Source organism: Geodermatophilus sp. SYSU D00698 (genome assembly GCF_054050335.1).
Window position 1 is genome coordinate 50,566 of the sequence record NZ_JBJGZD010000009.1, and the last position, 16,010, is coordinate 66,575.

Below are 16,010 nucleotides of genomic sequence, written 5' to 3' on the forward strand. Positions count from 1 at the left end.
CCCGCGGGACCACACCGCCGCCTCCGGCGCACGCCCGCGGAGTCGCACGGCCCGGGGGCGGACGTGACCCACGGCACACGACGGCGTAAGGTCCACCGGCCGTGTCAGCGACACCGACCGACACGACCGTGACCGCCACTCCGAGCGATGCGGGGGCCGACCCCGTCCTGACCGCCGAGCGCGCCCACCTGGCCCTCGCCGGGGACTGCCTCGCCGGGATGCGCGCCGCCGCCTCCGCCGTCGTGGACGCCGGCGTCGACGCCTGGGCCTCCGAGCGCCTCGGCGCCGCCCGCGCCGAGCGGCTGCGCTCGCTGGCCGCCGACCCCGGCGTGCCGCCGTTCTTCGGCCGCACCGACGGCGACGGGGAGACCTTCCACATCGGCCGGCGGCACGTGCGCGACGCCGCCGGGCGGCCGGTGGTCATCGACTGGCGCGCGCCGATGAGCCGGCCGTTCTACCGGGCCAGCGCCGCCGATCCGCAGGGCCTGGTCCGCCGCCGCCGGTTCGGCTTCTCCGGGGGCGAGCTCACCTCCTACGAGGACGAGCTGCTCGGGGCGGGGGAGGAGGGCGACGGCGGCCTGCCGCGGGCGGAGACGTCGAGCCGGGTCCTGCTCCAGGAGATCGAGCGCCCGCGCTCCGGCCCCATGCGGGACATCGTCGCCACCATCCAGCCCGAGCAGGACGAGATCGTCCGGGCCCCGCTGGCCGAGTCGGTGTGCGTGCAGGGCGCGCCGGGCACCGGCAAGACCGCCGTCGGCCTGCACCGCGCCGCCTACCTGCTCTACACGCACGGCGGGCAGCTGGCCCGCACCGGCGTCCTCGTCGTCGGGCCCAACCGGGCGTTCCTGCGCTACATCGAGCAGGTGCTGCCCACCCTCGGCGAGGTCGACGTCGACCAGACCACGGTCGCCGAGCTGACCGGTCGGGTGCCGGTGCGGGCGCAGGACGCCCCGGAGGTCGCCGCCCTCAAGGGCGACGCCCGCATGGCGCAGGTGCTGGAGCGGGCGCTGTGGGGCGCGATCGCCAAGCCCGCCGACGACGTCCTGGTGCCGCTGGCCGGCCGCCGCCACCGGGTGCCGGTGGAGCGGCTCAAGCGGTACGTCGACGACCTGCGGCGGCGCGGCCGCGTGCCCGACGACCAGCAGCGGCTGCACCACACCGCCGGCCGGGAGCGGCTGGCGCTGCTGCTCGCCGAGGACGCCCGCCGGCAGCAGGAGGAGGCCGGCGGCAGCCCGACCGACGCCGAGACCCGCCGGGCCGCGCGCAGCCCCGAGGTCCGCGCGTTCTGCGACGCCGTCTGGCCCGCCCGCGACCCGGCCGGCCTGGTCCTGGAGCTGCTCGGCGACCCCGCGGTCCTGGCCCGCGCCGCCCGCGGCGTGCTCGGCGACGACGAGCAGGCGCTGCTCCACCGCCCGGCGCCGCGCTCGGTCGGCACCGCGCCGTGGACCGCCGCCGACGCCGTCCTGGTCGACGAGGTGGCCGGGCTGCTCGAGCGGACGGCGGGCTACGGGCACGTCGTCGTCGACGAGGCGCAGGACCTCTCGCCCATGCAGTGCCGCGCGGTGGCCCGCCGGCTGGCCGCCGGCTCGCTCACCGTGCTCGGCGACCTCGCGCAGGCCACCGGCCCGTGGTCGCCGGCCGACTGGGCCCCGACGCTCGCGGACCTGGGCCGCCCGGACACCGCCGTCCGGCCGCTGACCCGCGGCTACCGGGTAGCGGGGGAGGTCCTCGACTACGCCAACCGGCTGCTGCCGGCGATCGCGCCCGGCCTGCCCGCGGCCACCGCCGTGCGCCGGGGCCCCGGTGCGCTCGCCGTCCGCCCGGTCGCCGACCTCGCCGGGCCGCTGGCCGGGGTGGTCGCCGACCTCGCGGCCGGCCCCGGGTCGGTCGGTGTCGTCTGCGCCGACGCCGCGGTCCCCGAGGTGGCGCGGCTGCTGGCCGCCGCGGGCCTGCCGGCGTCGGTGCTCGCCGACGACGGCTCGGCGGCCGGGCGGGTCGCCGTCGTGCCCGCCGCGCTGGCGAAGGGGCTGGAGTTCGACGCCGTCGTGGTGGCCGACCCGGCGGCGATCGTGGCCGCCGAGCCGCGGGGGCTGTCCCGGCTCTACGTCGTGCTCACCCGGGCGGTGAGCACGCTGGTGGTGCTGCACCGCGACGACCTGCCCGCCCTGCTGGAGGGCTGAGCGTCCCCCGACCGCGGGACCGCACGGCGCGGGTCGTTGTGGCCGGACGTGATCTCTGTTGCAGTGTGCGCGCACGGGAGGGAGGCCCATGGACCGGCAGGACAGCCGGGCCGGCACGTTGCTCCGGTTGGCCGCGACGATCGTGGTCGCCGGGGCACTGGTGGCGGGCCTGCTCCTCCCGTGGATCGGGGGTCCCGCGATCGCCGCCCAGCAGTCCACCGGGCTGCTCGGCGACCTGCCCACCGAGTTCACCGACCCCTCGCCGCCGGGGAACACCGTGCTGCTCGCCGCCGACGGCGAGCCGATCACCTACTTCTACGACGAGAACCGCGACCCCGTGGAGCCCGCCGCGATCGCGGACGTCATGAAGGACGCGATGGTGGCCATCGAGGACTCCCGCTTCTACGGCCACCGCGGTCTGGACGTGCAGGGGACGCTGCGCGCGCTGGTCACCAACATCGCCGCCGGCGAGGTGGCCGAGGGCGGCTCGACGCTCACCCAGCAGCTGGTCAAGCAGACGCTGCTGCAGACCGCCGACACCCCCGAGGAGCGGACCGCCGCCACCGAGCAGACGGTGGGCCGCAAGCTGCGCGAGGCGCGCCTGGCCCTGGCGCTGGAGGACCTCTACAGCAAGGACGAGATCCTCACCCGCTACCTCAACACCGTCTACTTCGGCCAGAACGCCTACGGCGTGCAACCGGCCGCCCGCGCCTTCTTCGGCGTCGACGCCGCCGCGCTCACCCTGCCGCAGGCGGCCCTGCTGGCCGGCCTCGTGCAGAGCCCGGTGAACGACGACCCGTTCACCGACCCCGAGGCGGCCACCGCGCGGCGCAACGAGGTGCTGTCCCGGATGGCCGAGCAGGGCCTCGTCCCCGCCGACGAGGCGGCGGCGGCCGCGGCCGCGCCGCTCGGGCTGGCACCCGCACCCGCCCCGCCCCGCGGCTGCGTCCAGGCGAGCGTCGGCCCGTTCGTCTGCGACTTCGTGCAGCGGTACCTGATCCAGGAGCTCGGGCTCAGCCAGGAACAGCTGGACAACGGCGGCTACACCGTGCAGACCACCCTGGACCCCGAGCTGCAGCGCTCCGGCGACGCCGCGGTGCTCGAGACGCTCCCGCGGGAGGACTCGCTGGCCGCGATGTTCACCGCCGTCGAGCCCGGCACCGGCCACCTGCTGGCGATGAGCGTCAACCGGACCTTCGGCTACGACCTCGCCGACCGCACCCAGGAGTCGTTCAACCTCAACGTGGCGCCCAGCCAGGGCTCGGGCTCCACGTACAAGGTCTTCGTCGCCGCCGCGGCCCTGGCCCGGGGCTACTCGTCCTACTACACGCTCACCGCACCCGACCCCTACGTCTCCCGGGTCTACCCCGGCCCGTGCGAGGGCCGGGACACCGACGGCCGGTACTGCGTCCGCAACGCCGGGTCGGGCTACCGCTCGACGCTGGACCTGACGACGGCGCTGTACCAGTCCTCCAACACCTACTTCCTCGCGCTCGAGGACGCCCTGGGCAGCGTCGAGGAGCCGGTGCGCATGGCCGAGGCGGCGGGGCTGTTCCAGTTCAGCCCGCCGGGGCTGGCCCAGCAGATCATCGACGAGAACCGCGGGTCGTTCACCTTCGGCGCCGAGGCGACCAGCCCGCTGGCGCTGGCCAGCGCCTACTCGACGTTCGCCGCCGGCGGCACGCAGTGCGACGTCGTCCCGGTGACCGCCGTCCTCGACCGGAACGGGGAACCGGCGGTCGGCGCCGACGGCGAACCGCTCGCGGTCGGCGACCGGTGCACGCCCGAGGCGATCCCAACGGGCGTGGCCAACACGATGAACCAGATGCTGCGCAAGGACGTCGAGCCGGGGAACCCGGGGCAGACCGGGGCGCGCGCCTACGTCCGCGGCCACCAGATCGCCGGCAAGACCGGTACCTCGCAGGACAACTACTCGGTGGCGTTCGTGGGCTACACGCCCGAGATCACCGCGAGCGTCATGGTCCTCAACCCCAAGCGCAACGAGGACGTCGGCGGCTTCGGTGGCGGCAAGGGCGCCACCATCTGGCACGACGCGATGGAGCCGATCCTCACCGCGCGCGGCAGCGGCGAGTTCCCGCCCGCGGACGAGACCGTGCAGAACGGCAACACCCGCCCGGTGCCCGGCTGCTCCGGCGTCCGGGCCTGCGAGCGGGCCCTCGCCGACGCCGGGTTCACCGCGCGGACGGTGCGCGTCGACAGCGACGAGCCGGCCGGCACCCTCCTGGGCACCAGCCCGCCGCGCGGCGGCCGCGCCGTGCCCGGCCAGCTGGTGTCGATCCTGGTGAGCAACGGCAGCGACTACGTGGAACCGGCGCCCGAGCCCGCGCCCCCCACGGAGCCGGCGCCCGCGCCCCCGACCGGGCCGCCGCCCGCGCCCGGGACGACGCCGCCCGGCACGACCCCGCCGACGTCCCCGCCCCCGCCCCCGGCGCCGGAGCCGCCCCAGACGCCGGAGCCGCCGCCACCGGCCACGGAGCCGCGGACCGCACCGGCCACGCCGCCGCCCCCGCCCGCCGCGCCCGCCACGGAGGCCCCGCCGCCCGGCTCCCCCTGGCGGCCGACGGCCTGACGCCGCCCCAGCCGCGCGTCGAGGGACTGGGTGAGCAGCCACCCGGCCAGCAGGACCAGGTGCAGCAGGAACAGCCACAGGCCGATGGCGACCACCGCCCCGACGACCACCAGGCCGCCGAAGGGCGCGCCGAGGTCCAGGGGGAGCGACAGGAACAGCACGAAGCCCTGCAGGAAGCCGGACAGGCAGGCGGCGGTGAACAGCGCGCCGCTGACCAGCGCGCCCCACCGGCGCCGGCCGCCGGCCACCACGCCGTAGCCCCAGAGGATGGGCACGGTCAGCACGAACAGCACCGAGTAGTAGCCGACGGCGAACCGCCCGATCACGGGCCCGGCGCCGTCCTCGCGGGCCAGGTCGGCCATGGCCGTGGCGGCCAGCAGCAGCGGGTACAGCAGCAGGGGCGTCACCACGACCAGGGGCAGGGTGAGCAGCCGGCCGCGCCAGCCGGTGAGGTTCTCCCGCCGCTGGCTGAACCGCATCAGCGCCCGCCGCAGCCCCTCGCCGTACAGCGACAGCGGCAGCAGCGCCAGCGCGAACCCCAGCAGGTCCAGCCGGACGCCGGCGTCGACCAGCCGGGCCACCGCGTCCGGCGCGCCCAGTGACTCCGGCAGCAGCTCGGTCAGCCGCTCGCTGCGCGCGCGGACCTCCCCGGCCGAGGTGGCCAGCGCGGTCAGCCGGACGGAGACCAGCACCAGCGGCACCACCGCGATGCCGGCGTAGAAGGTCAGGCCCGCGCCGATCAGCGCGAGGTCACGGCCGCGCAGCAGGCGCCGGGCACCGGCCAGCAGGGCGCGCGTCTCGACCCGCAACCGGGTCGCCGTCCACCTGCGTGCCGGGCTCACCCGCCCATGCCACCAGTCCCGGCGGCCCGGCGCCCGCCGGGGACCGGACGGCGCTCAGTCGTCGGTGCTCGCGTCGTCGGTGGTGGGGGCGTCGTTGCCCGGGTTCTGGCCGGTCTCCTGGCAACTGGCGTCGTTCTCGTTGCTGGCGTTGCCGCCGGCGGAGTCGCAGTTGGTCGGGCCGCGGGAGAAGTCGGTGTTGTCGCCGCAGGCGACCAGGGAGCCGAACAGGGCGAGCACGACGAGCGGCCGGGCCAGGCGCATCCGCGTGGAAGAGGACATGCAGCAATCGGTACACGTCCCCACGGCCGCGCAAACCGGCGGGGGTCGGGAACCTCCCGGAGTCGCCTGGTGACCGTTCGTGACCGATGTAATTACACCGGGGTGATTGTCACACGCCGGTCACGGACCTTACGCTGAGTGTGTCCAACGGGGCGCTCCGTCACCAGTCCGGGTGACACCCCGTGGACGCCGTCGAGCCGGTCCTCCCGCAGCGGAGACCGGGCCGGGGACCCATCGCAGTCCTGGGGTGTAGCGCGTGTCCGCACGCGCCGGGCGACTCCACGCCCGAACCCGTCAGCTAACCCGGTAGGCGGCCTGGGAGAAGGAGAGACCGCCGCGTGGCGTCCCTGCGCACGTCCGTCCCCGGCACGCCCGCGACCGGCCGCGGCCGCCGCGCCGCCCTCGCGCTCGTCGGCGCCCTCGGCATCGGTCTCGGGCTGGGGGCCGTCCCGGTGCCGGCCGGGGCGGAGGAGCCGACGTCGGCCGCCGAGGCCGCGCAGCTGGTCGCCGCCCGGGGCCACGAGCTCGAGGCCGTCACCGAGCAGTTCAACGAGGCCCGCGAGGCGCTCGCCGCCCAGCAGGCCGCCGCCGGCGCCGCCGCCGCGCAGCTGGCCGCCGCCCAGGCCGCCGTGGACACCGCGCGGCAGCAGGTGATCGGGATCGCCCGGTCGGCCTACACCGGCGACAGCATGGGCTCGCTGCAGGCGCTCATGACCAGCGAGGACGCCGACGAGTTCGTCAACCGCGTCACCCTGCTGCAGGGCGTCGCCGGTTACCAGGGCGAGCTGCTCGGCCAGGCCGCGGCCGCCACCGAGACCGCCACCGCCGCGCAGGCCGCCGCCGCCGAGGCCGCCGCCGAGGCGCAGCGCCAGTACGACGCCGTCGCCGCCCAGCAAGCCGACCTCGAGGCGCAGATCGCCGCCTACCAGGCCGACTACGCCCGGCTGAGCGCCGAGGAGCGGCGCGCCGCCCTCGAGGCCGCCGCCGCGGCGCACGCCGCCGAGGACTCCCGCGCCAGCCGCGACGAGGAGCGCGAGGACACCGCGTCGTCCTCCGCGTCCTCCTCCGCCGAGGAGCCGGCCGCGGCGGCCGCGCCGGCCAGCGGCGTCGCCGGGACCGTCGTCGCCACCGCCATGGCCCAGCGCGGCAAGCCCTACGTGTGGGCGGCCGCCGGCCCGAGCTCGTTCGACTGCTCCGGCCTCACCCAGTACGCCTTCCGCGCCGCGGGGATCAGCCTCCCGCACTCCAGCAGGATGCAGTCGACGATGGGCACCGCGGTCTCCCGCGCGAACCTGCAGCCCGGTGACCTGGTCTTCTTCTACAGCCCGGTGAGCCACGTGGGCATCTACATCGGCAACGGCCAGATGGTGCACGCGCCGACGTCGGGCGACGTCGTCAAGGTCGCCAGCATCGACGCGATGGGCGGCTACGCCGGCGCCCGCCGCGTCGGCTGACGCGCAGCGTCAGCCGACGGAGCCCCGGCAGCCCCTCCTCGGGTGCCGGGACTCCGTCCCGCCCGCACCTGCTGCAGCAGGCCCCAGACGAAGGCCGCCGTCGCGCCCGACGGCAGCCGCACCTCCCAGCGGGTGACGACCCGCGGGTCCACCTCCTGCGCGCCGGGCAGGCCGCTCACGTCGGCCACCACGTGCTCCCACACCCGCAGCCGCCCGTCGGCCGCCGGCGGGACCGGGGAGCCCGGCGCCCGCACCAGGTGCTCGTGCAGCACGCTGCCGCCGGGGGCCGACAGCACCTCCCAGCGCAGGTGCGGCCACAGCGGCAACGGCCAGCGCCGGGCCTCGAGGGCCAGGTCGCCGAACCGGCGGTCCTCCACCTCCGCGGCCGGCCCGAGGACGGCGGTGCGCAGCGCCAGGCCGCGCGGTGCCCGCCGGGCGTGGTGCAGCGCCTGCCATCGGGTGTGCGCCGCGTGCGCCTCGGCTCGGGTCGCGCCCAGCCGGGGCAGCGCCGCGGCCACCAGGTCCGGCCGCAGGTCGGCCATCCGGCGCAGCAGGACCAGGCAGAACTCCCGCCGCGCCAGACCCCGCACGGCCCGACCCTGCCACGCACCTCACACCCCGCGACCGGGACGCCGGCGCCCGCTGCCGCGTTGACCCTCCGGAACCACCCCCGACCCGAGGACCGCGCACCGATGAACCCCCGCACCGTCGCCCTGGCCTTCCGCGTCGTCGCCGTCGCCGAGGCCCTCTCCTGGCTCGGCCTGCTGGCCGGCATGTACGTCAAGTACGTGCCGGGGACCTCGGAGGTCGGCGTCCAGGTGTTCGGGCCGGTCCACGGCGCGGTGTTCATCGCCTACGTGGTCGTGGCGCTGGTCGCCGCGCGGGTGCTCGGCTGGTCCCGGTGGACGACGCTGCTCGCGCTGGCCGCCTCGATCCCGCCGCTGGTCACCGTGGTGTTCGAGCGCTGGGCCGGGCGCACCGGGCGGCTGGCGGCGCCCGTCCGCGCCTGACCTACCGTTCCGGTCATGCCGGAGCCCGTGCTGCCCTCGACCGCCCGCACCCTGCTGGCCCGCACCGCCCGGGTGCAGCGCGAGGGGCGGGCGCCCAGCCTGGTCGCCGGGGTGGTCCGGGACGGCGGGCTGGCCTGGTCGGCCGGCCGCGGCGACGTCGCCGAGCCGCACACCGACGTCCAGTACCGGCTCGGCTCCATCAGCAAGACCGTCACCGCCGTCGCGGCCATGCGGCTGCGCGACGAGGGGCGGCTGGCGCTGGACGACCCGCTGGACCGGCACGTGCCCGGCACGCCGTTCGGCGACCGGTCGGTCGGCCAGCTGCTCTCGCACCTGGCCGGCGCCGCCGCGGAGAGCCCGGGCGGCTGGTGGGAGCGGGTGCCCGGCGGCCCGCTGGCCGACCTGCGGCTGTCCGGGGAGCACGTCGTCCTGGGCGAGGCCCGGCGCTTCCACTACTCGAACCTCGGCTTCGGCCTGCTCGGCGAGCTCGTGGCCCGGCTGCGCGGGCGCTCGTGGGAGGACGTCGTCACCGCCGAGGTGCTCGGGCCGCTGGGCATGACCCGGACGACGCCGCGCCCCTCCGGCCGCGCCGCGCAGGGCTACGCCGTCCACCCGTGGGCCGACGTCGTCCTGCCCGAGCCCGAGCACGACGCCGGCGTGATGGCCGCCGCCGGGCAGCTGTGGGCGACGCTGGCCGACCTCGCCCGCTTCGCCGCCTTCCTGCTCGGCGACACCGGCGACGTGCTGTCCCCGGCGACGCTCGAGGAGATGGCCGTGCCGGCCGGTGTCGACGGCTCCTCACCGGCCTGGTCGGCCTACGGGCTGGGCCTGCAGGTGCTGCGGGTCGACGGCCGCACGCTCACCGGTCACGGCGGCTCGATGCCCGGTTTCCTGGCCGGCGTCTTCGTCGACCGCGAGGAGGGGACCGGCGGCGTCTCGCTGGCCAACACCACCAGCGGCCTGGACGTGCTCGTCCCCGGCCTGCTGGCCGACCTCCGCGCGGCCGAGCCGCGGGTGGCCGAGCCGTGGCGCCCGGCCGAGCCGCCGGTGCCGCTGGAGCAGCTCGGCATCTGGTACTGGGGCCCCGCGCCGCACGCCCTGCGCGCGGTGGACGGCGGCCTGCTGCACCTCGGCCCGCTGCCCGGCCGGTCGGGGCGGGCCAGCCGCTTCCGCCGCGACGCCGACGGCACCTGGGTGGGCCTGGACGGCTACTACGCCGGCGAGCCGCTGCGGATCGCCGGCGACCACCTGGACCTGGGCACGTTCGTCTTCACCCGCACGCCCTACGACCCCGCCGCCCCCGTCCCCGGCGACGTCGACCCCCGCGGCTGGTCGGCGACGGCCGGCGAGGCGTAGGAAGCGATCCGCACGTGTCGACGGCCCGTACGCGCGGAGAGCTCCCCATGCCGTTCAGGGCCGGTCGAAGGCGTCCATCGTGGTCTTGACGACGGCGCCGTAGGCCAGGTGCGGCACGAGGTCGCTCACCCAGTCGGTGGCCGACCAGCTGCGCGGGTCGGTGATGCCCAGCGCCGTCATCGGGCCGTTGGCCGCCACCAGGACGCCGAGCGTGGTGAGCAGCGTCCCGACCAGCGGCTGCGACCGGAAGCCCGAGGCGCGCACGAGCCCGACGACGACGCCCACGCCGACGCCCGCGACCAGGCCCTGCAGCGGGCCGAGGCCCTGCACCCGGTTCTGCCGCGTGTCGTCGTCACCCGGGATCGGCACGTGCGCCTCCTCGGCCAGCGTCTCCACCGTCCGCTCCGGCGTGGAGCTGCTGGGGCGCCCGCGGACGGTCATGTCGAGGTAGGTGACGGCGTTGAGCGCGGTGGAGCCCGCCGCGCCGGCCGCCGCACCGCGCAGCGCCCAGCCGAGCGTGCTGATGCCCCGCCTGCCCTTGCCGAACGTCCCCACCGGGGTGCGTCTCGCCATGCCGCCCGCGGTACCCGCCGCGCTCACCAGGGCAAACGGGCGCATCCTGGGGGAGTGGACGACGCCGGCGCGGCCCTCGAGCGGGCCATCGACGCGCTGCTCGACGCCCGCGCACCGGGCGCCACGATCTGCCCGTCGGAGGCGGCCCGCGCGGTCGACCCGGAGGGCTGGCGCGACCTGATGCCGCAGGCCCGCGCCGCCGCGGGCCGGCTCGCACGGCGGGGCGAGGTCGAGGTGACCCAGCGCGGCGCGGTGGTCGACGTCGCCACCGCCCGCGGCCCGGTGCGCGTCCGCCGGGTCAGCTGACCGGCAGCGGGCGGGCGAGGAAGGCGGCGAGCAGCCGGGCGGTCCGGTCGACGGTGCCGGTGTGCAGCACCTCGTACCCGTGCGTGCTCAGCGTGGGCAGGCTGAGCAGCGCCGCCCGCGCCGTCTGGCCCGAGGCCTTCGCCTGCGAGGCGTCGGAGTCGAAGGACTGCCACACCGCCGTCTGCGGGTCCACGCCGAGCTCGCGGCCGGTGTCGACCAGCGCGTCGGCGACGGCCCGGTCGTAGACGACCGCGTCGTCGGCGTAGGCGACCACGGGGCCGCCGTCGACGGTGACCTGGTACTCGGCCTCCGCCGGGCCGACGTCGAGGGCGACGGTGAGGTCGCCGGGCAGGGTGCGGGCGGCGTAGGAGGCGCCGATGCCGCCCATCTCCTCGCTGGTGGTCGCGACCAGGTGCACGTCGCCGTGCGGGCGCCCGCGCAGCAGCCGGGCGGCGCCGACGAGGGCGGTCAGCGCGGCGCGGTCGTCGAGGAAGTAGCCGCCGACGAAGTCGCCGAAGCGGGTGAGCCCGCGCCGGTCGGCGTGCACGCACACCCGGGTGCCGGGGTGCACGCCGGCCGCGGCCAGCTCGTCGGCCGGGCGCCCGGTGAAGACGTACACGTGCGACCAGTCCATGGCCTTGTCGCCCTGGTCCGGCTTGGTCTCCCAGATCCGCGGGCTGTCGGTGGTCGTGTGCTCCGAGCCGAGGGTGAGCACGCCGGTGAGCGTCTCCCGCCGGCCGAGGACGGCGACCGGGCCCAGGCCGAAGTTGCCCGGGTACATGACGCCCAGCGAGCTCACCCGCAGCGTGCCGTCGGGCTCGACCCGCTTGACCATCATCGACAGCTCGTCCAGGTGCGCCATGACGCGGACGGCCGGGGCCGACCGGTCCCGCCCGTGCAGGAGCGCGACCAGGTTGCCCGCGGCGTCCACCGACACCTCGTCGGCCAGCGGCTCGAGCTCCCGGCGGACGAGGTCGCGCACCGCCTGCTCCTCCCCGCAGGGGCCGTAGGTGCGCAGCAGCTCGTCGAGCAGGTCGGGCAGCGGGGTGGCCACGGGGCTCCTCGGGGCGGCGACGGCGGTCCGACCCGTCCTACCCGCCCGGCGCCGGGTCCGCCCCCGCAGCCCGCTCCAGCAGCGGGGCGACCCGGTGGTCGACGTAGCGGCGCAGCGCGAGCGCGGTGTCGGTGCGCTCCACACCGGGGACCGCGAGCACCTGCTCGGTGAGCCGCCACAGGTCGTCGGCGTCGACCGCGACCACGCGCACGAGCAGGTCGGCGGCCCCGGACAGCGCCGTCACCTCGAGCACCTCCGGCAGCGCCGCGAGCGCGGCCGCGACCTCCTCGAGGCTGCGCTGCACGACCTGCACGGTCACGTAGGCGCCGAGCCGGTAGCCGAGCGCCTCGGGCCGCACCCGGGCGTCGAACGGCGCCAGGAAGCCGCCGGACTCCAGCCGGGCCAGCCGCGCCTGCACGGTGTTGCGCGCCAGCCCCAGCCGCTGGGACAGGGCCATGACCGTGGCGCGGGGGTCGTCGGTCAGCGCCTGCACCAGGCGGGCGTCGGTGGCGTCCAGACGGTCCGGACCGGGCGGCATCTGCTCAGTCTGACACGTTCGGACGTCCTATCAGTTGTCATCCTGCGCAGTCCGCCGTCCCGACCTTGCGCAATCCGGGAGAGGGGTGATCTCCTCCGGACGGGGTCGGTCGTGCCACGATGTGTGAGTGCCGCCACACCCCGGCGCACACAGGACGTCCAGCACCGCGACCGGCCGGCGACCCCGGCAGCCGCGGCCGACGGCGAGGAGGAGCGCGTGAGCGTGCCGAGCGTGACCACGGAGGCGGTGGACCCGGTACCCGGGGCAGCGGCGCCGCACCTGCCCCAGCAACCGGACCTGGTGCAGCTGCTGACCCCCGAGGGCGAGCGGGTCGAGCACCCCGACTACCCCCTCGAGATCGGCGACGAGGAGCTGCGCGGGCTCTACCGCGACCTCGTGCTGGTCCGCCGCTGGGACGTCGAGGCCACCGCCCTGCAGCGCCAGGGCGAGCTCGGCATCTGGGCCTCGCTGCTGGGCCAGGAGGCCGCGCAGATCGGCGCCGGCCGCGCGATGGCCGCCGACGACATGGCCTTCCCCACCTACCGTGAGCACGGCGTCGCCTGGGTGCGCGGCGTCGACCCGCTGCACGTCATCAGCCTGTTCCGCGGCGTCGACAACGGCGGCTGGGACCCGGTGGCCACCGGCTTCAACCTCTACACCGTCGTCATCGGTGCGCAGACCCTGCACGCCACCGGCTACGCGATGGGCCTGCAACGCGACGGCGCGGAGACCGCCACGCTCGCCTTCCTCGGCGACGGCGCCACCAGCCAGGGCGAGGTCAACGAGGCGATGATCTGGGCGGCCAGCTTCTCGGCCCCGGTCGTCTTCTTCTGCCAGAACAACCAGTACGCCATCAGCGTGCCGCTGGAGCGGCAGTCCCGCGTCCCGCTGTACCAGCGCGCGGCCGGCTTCGGCTTCCCCGGCGTCCGCGTCGACGGCAACGACGTCCTCGCCGTCCTCGCCGTCACCCGGGCCGCCCTGCAGGCCGCCCGCGAGGGCCAGGGCCCGACGTTCGTCGAGGCGTTCACCTACCGGATGGGCGCCCACACCACCTCCGACGACCCCACCCGCTACCGGCTGGCCAGCGAGCTGGAGGAGTGGAAGCTGCGCGACCCGATCGCGCGGGTGAAGGCGCACCTGTCCCGCAGCGGCACCGCCGACCAGGCGTTCTTCGACGCCGTCGAGGCCGAGGCCGACGAGCTGGCCGGGCGGATCCGGAAGGGCACGCTGGAGATGCCCGACCCGCCGGGCACGGCGATGTTCGACCGGGTGTACGCGGAGCAGACGCCGCACCTGGCGGCGCAGCAGGCGGCCTTCGAGGCCTACCAGGCGAGCTTCGAGGGGGCGGGTTCCTGATGGGCACCGAGACGCTCACCATCGGCAAGGCCCTCAACCTCGGCCTGCGCCGCGCCATGGAGGACGACGCCAAGGTCGTGCTCATGGGGGAGGACATCGGCCGCCTCGGCGGCGTCTTCCGCATCACCGACGGCCTGCAGAAGGACTTCGGCGAGGACCGCGTCGTCGACACCCCGCTGGCCGAGGCCGGCATCCTCGGCACCGCCGTCGGCCTGGCCATGCGCGGCTACCGGCCGGTCTGCGAGATCCAGTTCGACGGGTTCGTCTTCCCCGCCTACAACCAGATCGTCACCCAGGTCGCGAAGATCCACGCCCGCTCCCGCGGGAAGCTGGCCGTGCCGATCGTCATCCGCATCCCGTTCGGCGGCGGCATCGGCGCCGTCGAGCACCACAGCGAGAGCCCCGAGGCGTACTTCGCGCACACCCCCGGGCTCAAGGTGGTCGCGGTCAGCAACCCGGTCGACGCCTACTGGGGCATCCAGCAGGCGATCGCCCACCCCGACCCGGTCGTCTTCCTCGAGCCCAAGCGGCGGTACTGGGAGAAGGCCGAGGTCGACACCGACGCCACGCCCGACCCGCTGTTCGCCTCCCGGGTGGTCCGCGGCGGCGACGACGTCACGGTGCTGGCCTACGGCCCGATGGTGAAGACGGCGCTGCAGGCCGCCGACGCCGCCGCCGAGGAGGGCCGCTCGCTGGAGGTCGTCGACCTGCGCACCCTCTCGCCGCTGGACCTGGACCCGGTGTTCGAGTCGGTGCGCCGCACCGGCCGCTGCGTCGTCGTCCACGAGGCGCCGGTGACCCTCGGCCTCGGCGCGGAGATCGCCGCGCGGATCACCGAGGAGTGCTTCTACTCGCTGGAGGCGCCGGTGCTGCGGGTCGGCGGCTACGACACCCCCTACCCGCCGTCGAAGCTGGAGGAGGAGTACCTCCCCGACCTCGACCGCGTGCTCGACGCCGTCGACCGGGTGGTGGCGTCCTGATGGGGCAGCTGCGCCAGTTCAGGCTCCCCGACGTCGGGGAGGGGCTGACCGACGGCGAGATCCTGCAGTGGCTGGTGGCCGTGGGCGACACCGTCACGGTCAACCAGCCGCTGTGCGAGGTGGAGACCGCCAAGGCCGCCGTCGAGCTGCCCTCGCCGTACGCCGGCACGGTGACCGAGCTGCTGCACGAGGCGGGCACGACCGTCGACGTCGGCACGCCGATCATCACGATCGACGTCGGCGGCGAGGACGCCCCCGCCCCCGCGGCTCCCGCGGACGGCGGGGAGGCCGGGGCCGGGCTGATCGGCGGGGCCGCCCCGGGCGGGCGGACGGCGGTGCTCGTCGGCTACGGGCCGCGCAACACCGAGGCCCGCCGGCGCCCGCGCCGGTCGGCGCCCGCCGTGCACGCCGCCGCGCCCGCGCCCGCCGGCGCCGACCACTCCCGGGCGGCCGATGACCTCGAGCGGCCGCCGCTGCTGGCCACCGCCCCCGACGCCACGGTCAAGCCCGTGCGGCACGGCGGCCTCGAGGTGGGCCGGCAGGCCGAGGCGCACGCCCGCGCCGAGGCGGCCGCCCCGTCCCGGCCGGCCGCGCCCGGCCGGGGATCGGTGCGCCCGCTGGCCAAGCCGCCGGTGCGCAAGCTCGCCCGCGACCTCGGCGTCGACCTCGCCGCGCTCACCGGCAGCGGGGCCGGCGGCGTCATCACCCGGGAGGACGTCACCGCCGCCGCGAGCGCGCCGTCGGCCCTCGCCACGGCGCCCGCGCCCGTGGCCCCCGCCGCCGGCGACCAGCGGATCCCGGTCAAGGGCGTGCGCAAGGCGACGGCGGCGGCGATGGTGGCCAGCGCGTTCACCGCGCCGCACGTCACGGAGTTCCTGACCGTCGACGTCACCCGGACGATGAAGCTGCGCGCGCGGGTCGCCGCCCGCCCGGAGTTCGCCGGGGTCAAGGTCAGCCCGCTGCTGTTCGTGGCGAAGGCGCTGCTGCTCGCGGCGCAGCGCCACCCGATGGTGAACAGCTCGTGGGACGAGGCGGCGCAGGAGATCGTCGTCCACGGGCAGGTCAACCTCGGCATCGCCGCGGCCACCCCGCGCGGGCTGGTCGTGCCCAACGTCAAGGACGCCGGGCGGCTGTCGCTGGCCGAGCTCGCCGGGGCGCTCACCGAGCTCACCGAGACGGCGCGGGCGGGGCGGACCGCGCCGGCGGACATGACCGGCGGGACGATCACGATCACCAACGTCGGGGTGTTCGGCGTCGACACCGGGACGCCGATCCTCAACCCCGGCGAGTCGGCGATCCTGGCCTTCGGCGCGGTCCGCGAGATGCCCTGGGTGCACAAGGGCAGGGTCGCCGTCCGGCAGGTGACGCAGCTGGCGCTGTCGTTCGACCACCGGATCATCGACGGCGAGCTCGGCAGCCGGTTCCTCGCCGACGTCGGCGCGCTCCTGGCCGACCCCGGGCTGGCGCTCGCGTTCTGACCCCGGGCACGGGC

At 76.5% G+C, this 16,010-nt stretch carries 14 protein-coding genes, 1 pseudogene and 1 riboswitch; of the genes and pseudogenes, 9 read left to right on the forward strand and 6 right to left on the reverse strand.

Annotated elements, in window-relative coordinates:
* The first annotated feature begins 128 nt into the window (after nt 1-128).
* Both ACI8AB_RS10500 and ACI8AB_RS10505 read left to right on the forward strand, forming a co-directional pair.
* Nucleotides 129-2,180, forward strand: coding sequence for a HelD family protein (locus tag ACI8AB_RS10500; protein ID WP_456950088.1), 2,052 nt, complete (start codon nt 129-131; stop codon nt 2,178-2,180).
* A gap of 88 nt (nt 2,181-2,268) precedes the next feature.
* Nucleotides 2,269-4,770: a transglycosylase domain-containing protein gene (locus ACI8AB_RS10505; RefSeq protein WP_456950089.1), complete on the forward strand. Its 2,502-nt coding sequence runs from the start codon at nt 2,269-2,271 to the stop codon at nt 4,768-4,770.
* A gap of 26 nt (nt 4,771-4,796) precedes the next feature.
* Here ACI8AB_RS10505 and ACI8AB_RS10510 read toward each other — a convergent pair.
* Both ACI8AB_RS10510 and ACI8AB_RS10515 read right to left on the reverse strand, forming a co-directional pair.
* Nucleotides 4,797-5,612 (reverse strand): annotated as a pseudogene (locus ACI8AB_RS10510) (YhjD/YihY/BrkB family envelope integrity protein); the annotation flags it as partial.
* Nucleotides 5,613-5,666: 54 nt separating this feature from the next.
* Nucleotides 5,667-5,891, reverse strand: coding sequence for a hypothetical protein (locus ACI8AB_RS10515; RefSeq protein WP_456950090.1), 225 nt, complete (start codon nt 5,889-5,891; stop codon nt 5,667-5,669).
* Nucleotides 5,892-6,085: 194 nt separating this feature from the next.
* Nucleotides 6,086-6,218, forward strand: a riboswitch (cyclic di-AMP (ydaO/yuaA leader).
* A gap of 11 nt (nt 6,219-6,229) precedes the next feature.
* Between ACI8AB_RS10515 and ACI8AB_RS10520 the strand changes: the two genes are divergently transcribed.
* On the forward strand, nt 6,230-7,345 hold the full coding sequence (locus tag ACI8AB_RS10520) for a C40 family peptidase (protein WP_456950091.1): 1,116 nt from the start codon (nt 6,230-6,232) through the stop codon (nt 7,343-7,345).
* Here the strand turns inward: ACI8AB_RS10520 and ACI8AB_RS10525 are convergent.
* Complete coding sequence (locus ACI8AB_RS10525) at nt 7,318-7,935, reverse strand: hypothetical protein (protein WP_456950092.1); 618 nt, start codon at nt 7,933-7,935, stop codon at nt 7,318-7,320. The two genes, ACI8AB_RS10520 and ACI8AB_RS10525, sit on opposite strands and share 28 nt — an antisense overlap.
* 102 nt (nt 7,936-8,037) lie before the next feature.
* Between ACI8AB_RS10525 and ACI8AB_RS10530 the strand changes: the two genes are divergently transcribed.
* Nucleotides 8,038-8,355: a DUF3817 domain-containing protein gene (locus ACI8AB_RS10530; RefSeq protein WP_456950093.1), complete on the forward strand. Its 318-nt coding sequence runs from the start codon at nt 8,038-8,040 to the stop codon at nt 8,353-8,355.
* Nucleotides 8,356-8,370: 15 nt separating this feature from the next.
* Complete coding sequence (locus ACI8AB_RS10535) at nt 8,371-9,711, forward strand: serine hydrolase domain-containing protein (protein ID WP_456950094.1); 1,341 nt, start codon at nt 8,371-8,373, stop codon at nt 9,709-9,711.
* Between the two features lie 54 nt (nt 9,712-9,765).
* Here the strand turns inward: ACI8AB_RS10535 and ACI8AB_RS10540 are convergent, their stop codons facing one another.
* Nucleotides 9,766-10,284 carry a hypothetical protein gene (locus ACI8AB_RS10540; RefSeq protein WP_456950095.1) on the reverse strand — a complete coding sequence of 173 codons (519 nt, stop codon included), beginning with the start codon at nt 10,282-10,284 and terminating at the stop codon, nt 9,766-9,768.
* A 54-nt stretch (nt 10,285-10,338) separates the two neighbouring features.
* Here ACI8AB_RS10540 and ACI8AB_RS10545 point away from each other — a divergent pair, with 54 nt between their 5' ends.
* Nucleotides 10,339-10,590 carry a DUF3253 domain-containing protein gene (locus tag ACI8AB_RS10545; protein WP_456950096.1) on the forward strand — a complete coding sequence of 84 codons (252 nt, stop codon included), beginning with the start codon at nt 10,339-10,341 and terminating at the stop codon, nt 10,588-10,590.
* On the opposite strand, the gene ACI8AB_RS10550 is transcribed toward ACI8AB_RS10545, so the two are convergent.
* The gene (locus ACI8AB_RS10550) at nt 10,583-11,644 is read right to left on the reverse strand and encodes a M42 family metallopeptidase (RefSeq protein ID WP_456950097.1); all 1,062 of its coding nucleotides are present in this window, start codon (nt 11,642-11,644) and stop codon (nt 10,583-10,585) included. The genes ACI8AB_RS10545 and ACI8AB_RS10550 overlap by 8 nt on opposite strands.
* A 37-nt stretch (nt 11,645-11,681) precedes the next feature.
* Nucleotides 11,682-12,182, reverse strand: a complete 501-nt coding sequence (locus tag ACI8AB_RS10555; protein ID WP_387992192.1) for an Lrp/AsnC family transcriptional regulator — start codon at nt 12,180-12,182, stop codon at nt 11,682-11,684.
* A gap of 216 nt (nt 12,183-12,398) precedes the next feature.
* Here ACI8AB_RS10555 and pdhA point away from each other — a divergent pair, with 216 nt between their 5' ends.
* The 3 genes from pdhA to ACI8AB_RS10570 are packed head-to-tail and all read left to right on the forward strand — an operon-like array spanning nt 12,399 to nt 15,996.
* Nucleotides 12,399-13,538, forward strand: a complete 1,140-nt coding sequence (gene pdhA / locus ACI8AB_RS10560) for a pyruvate dehydrogenase (acetyl-transferring) E1 component subunit alpha (RefSeq protein WP_456950098.1) — start codon at nt 12,399-12,401, stop codon at nt 13,536-13,538.
* Entirely contained in the window at nt 13,538-14,518 is a 981-nt protein-coding gene (locus ACI8AB_RS10565; RefSeq protein WP_456950099.1) for an alpha-ketoacid dehydrogenase subunit beta, read from the forward strand. The genes pdhA and ACI8AB_RS10565 overlap by 1 nt, the downstream gene beginning before the upstream one ends.
* The gene (locus tag ACI8AB_RS10570; RefSeq protein ID WP_456950100.1) at nt 14,518-15,996 is read left to right on the forward strand and encodes a dihydrolipoamide acetyltransferase family protein; all 1,479 of its coding nucleotides are present in this window, start codon (nt 14,518-14,520) and stop codon (nt 15,994-15,996) included. The genes ACI8AB_RS10565 and ACI8AB_RS10570 overlap by 1 nt, the downstream gene beginning before the upstream one ends.
* The last annotated feature ends 14 nt before the right edge of the window (nt 15,997-16,010 follow it).

What these genes read in the sequence shown, in the direction of transcription:
- ACI8AB_RS10530 (WP_456950093.1), top strand. Translation starts at nt 8,038, where the DNA reads ATGAACCCCCGCACCGTCGCCCTGGCCTTCCGCGTCGTCGCCGTCGCC.
- ACI8AB_RS10565 (WP_456950099.1), top strand. Translation starts at nt 13,538, where the DNA reads ATGGGCACCGAGACGCTCACCATCGGCAAGGCCCTCAACCTCGGCCTG.
- ACI8AB_RS10505 (WP_456950089.1), top strand. Translation starts at nt 2,269, where the DNA reads ATGGACCGGCAGGACAGCCGGGCCGGCACGTTGCTCCGGTTGGCCGCG.
- ACI8AB_RS10540 (WP_456950095.1), bottom strand. Translation starts at nt 10,284, where the DNA reads ATGGCGAGACGCACCCCGGTGGGGACGTTCGGCAAGGGCAGGCGGGGC.
- ACI8AB_RS10515 (WP_456950090.1), bottom strand. Translation starts at nt 5,891, where the DNA reads ATGTCCTCTTCCACGCGGATGCGCCTGGCCCGGCCGCTCGTCGTGCTC.
- ACI8AB_RS10555 (WP_387992192.1), bottom strand. Translation starts at nt 12,182, where the DNA reads ATGCCGCCCGGTCCGGACCGTCTGGACGCCACCGACGCCCGCCTGGTG.
- ACI8AB_RS10535 (WP_456950094.1), top strand. Translation starts at nt 8,371, where the DNA reads ATGCCGGAGCCCGTGCTGCCCTCGACCGCCCGCACCCTGCTGGCCCGC.
- ACI8AB_RS10570 (WP_456950100.1), top strand. Translation starts at nt 14,518, where the DNA reads ATGGGGCAGCTGCGCCAGTTCAGGCTCCCCGACGTCGGGGAGGGGCTG.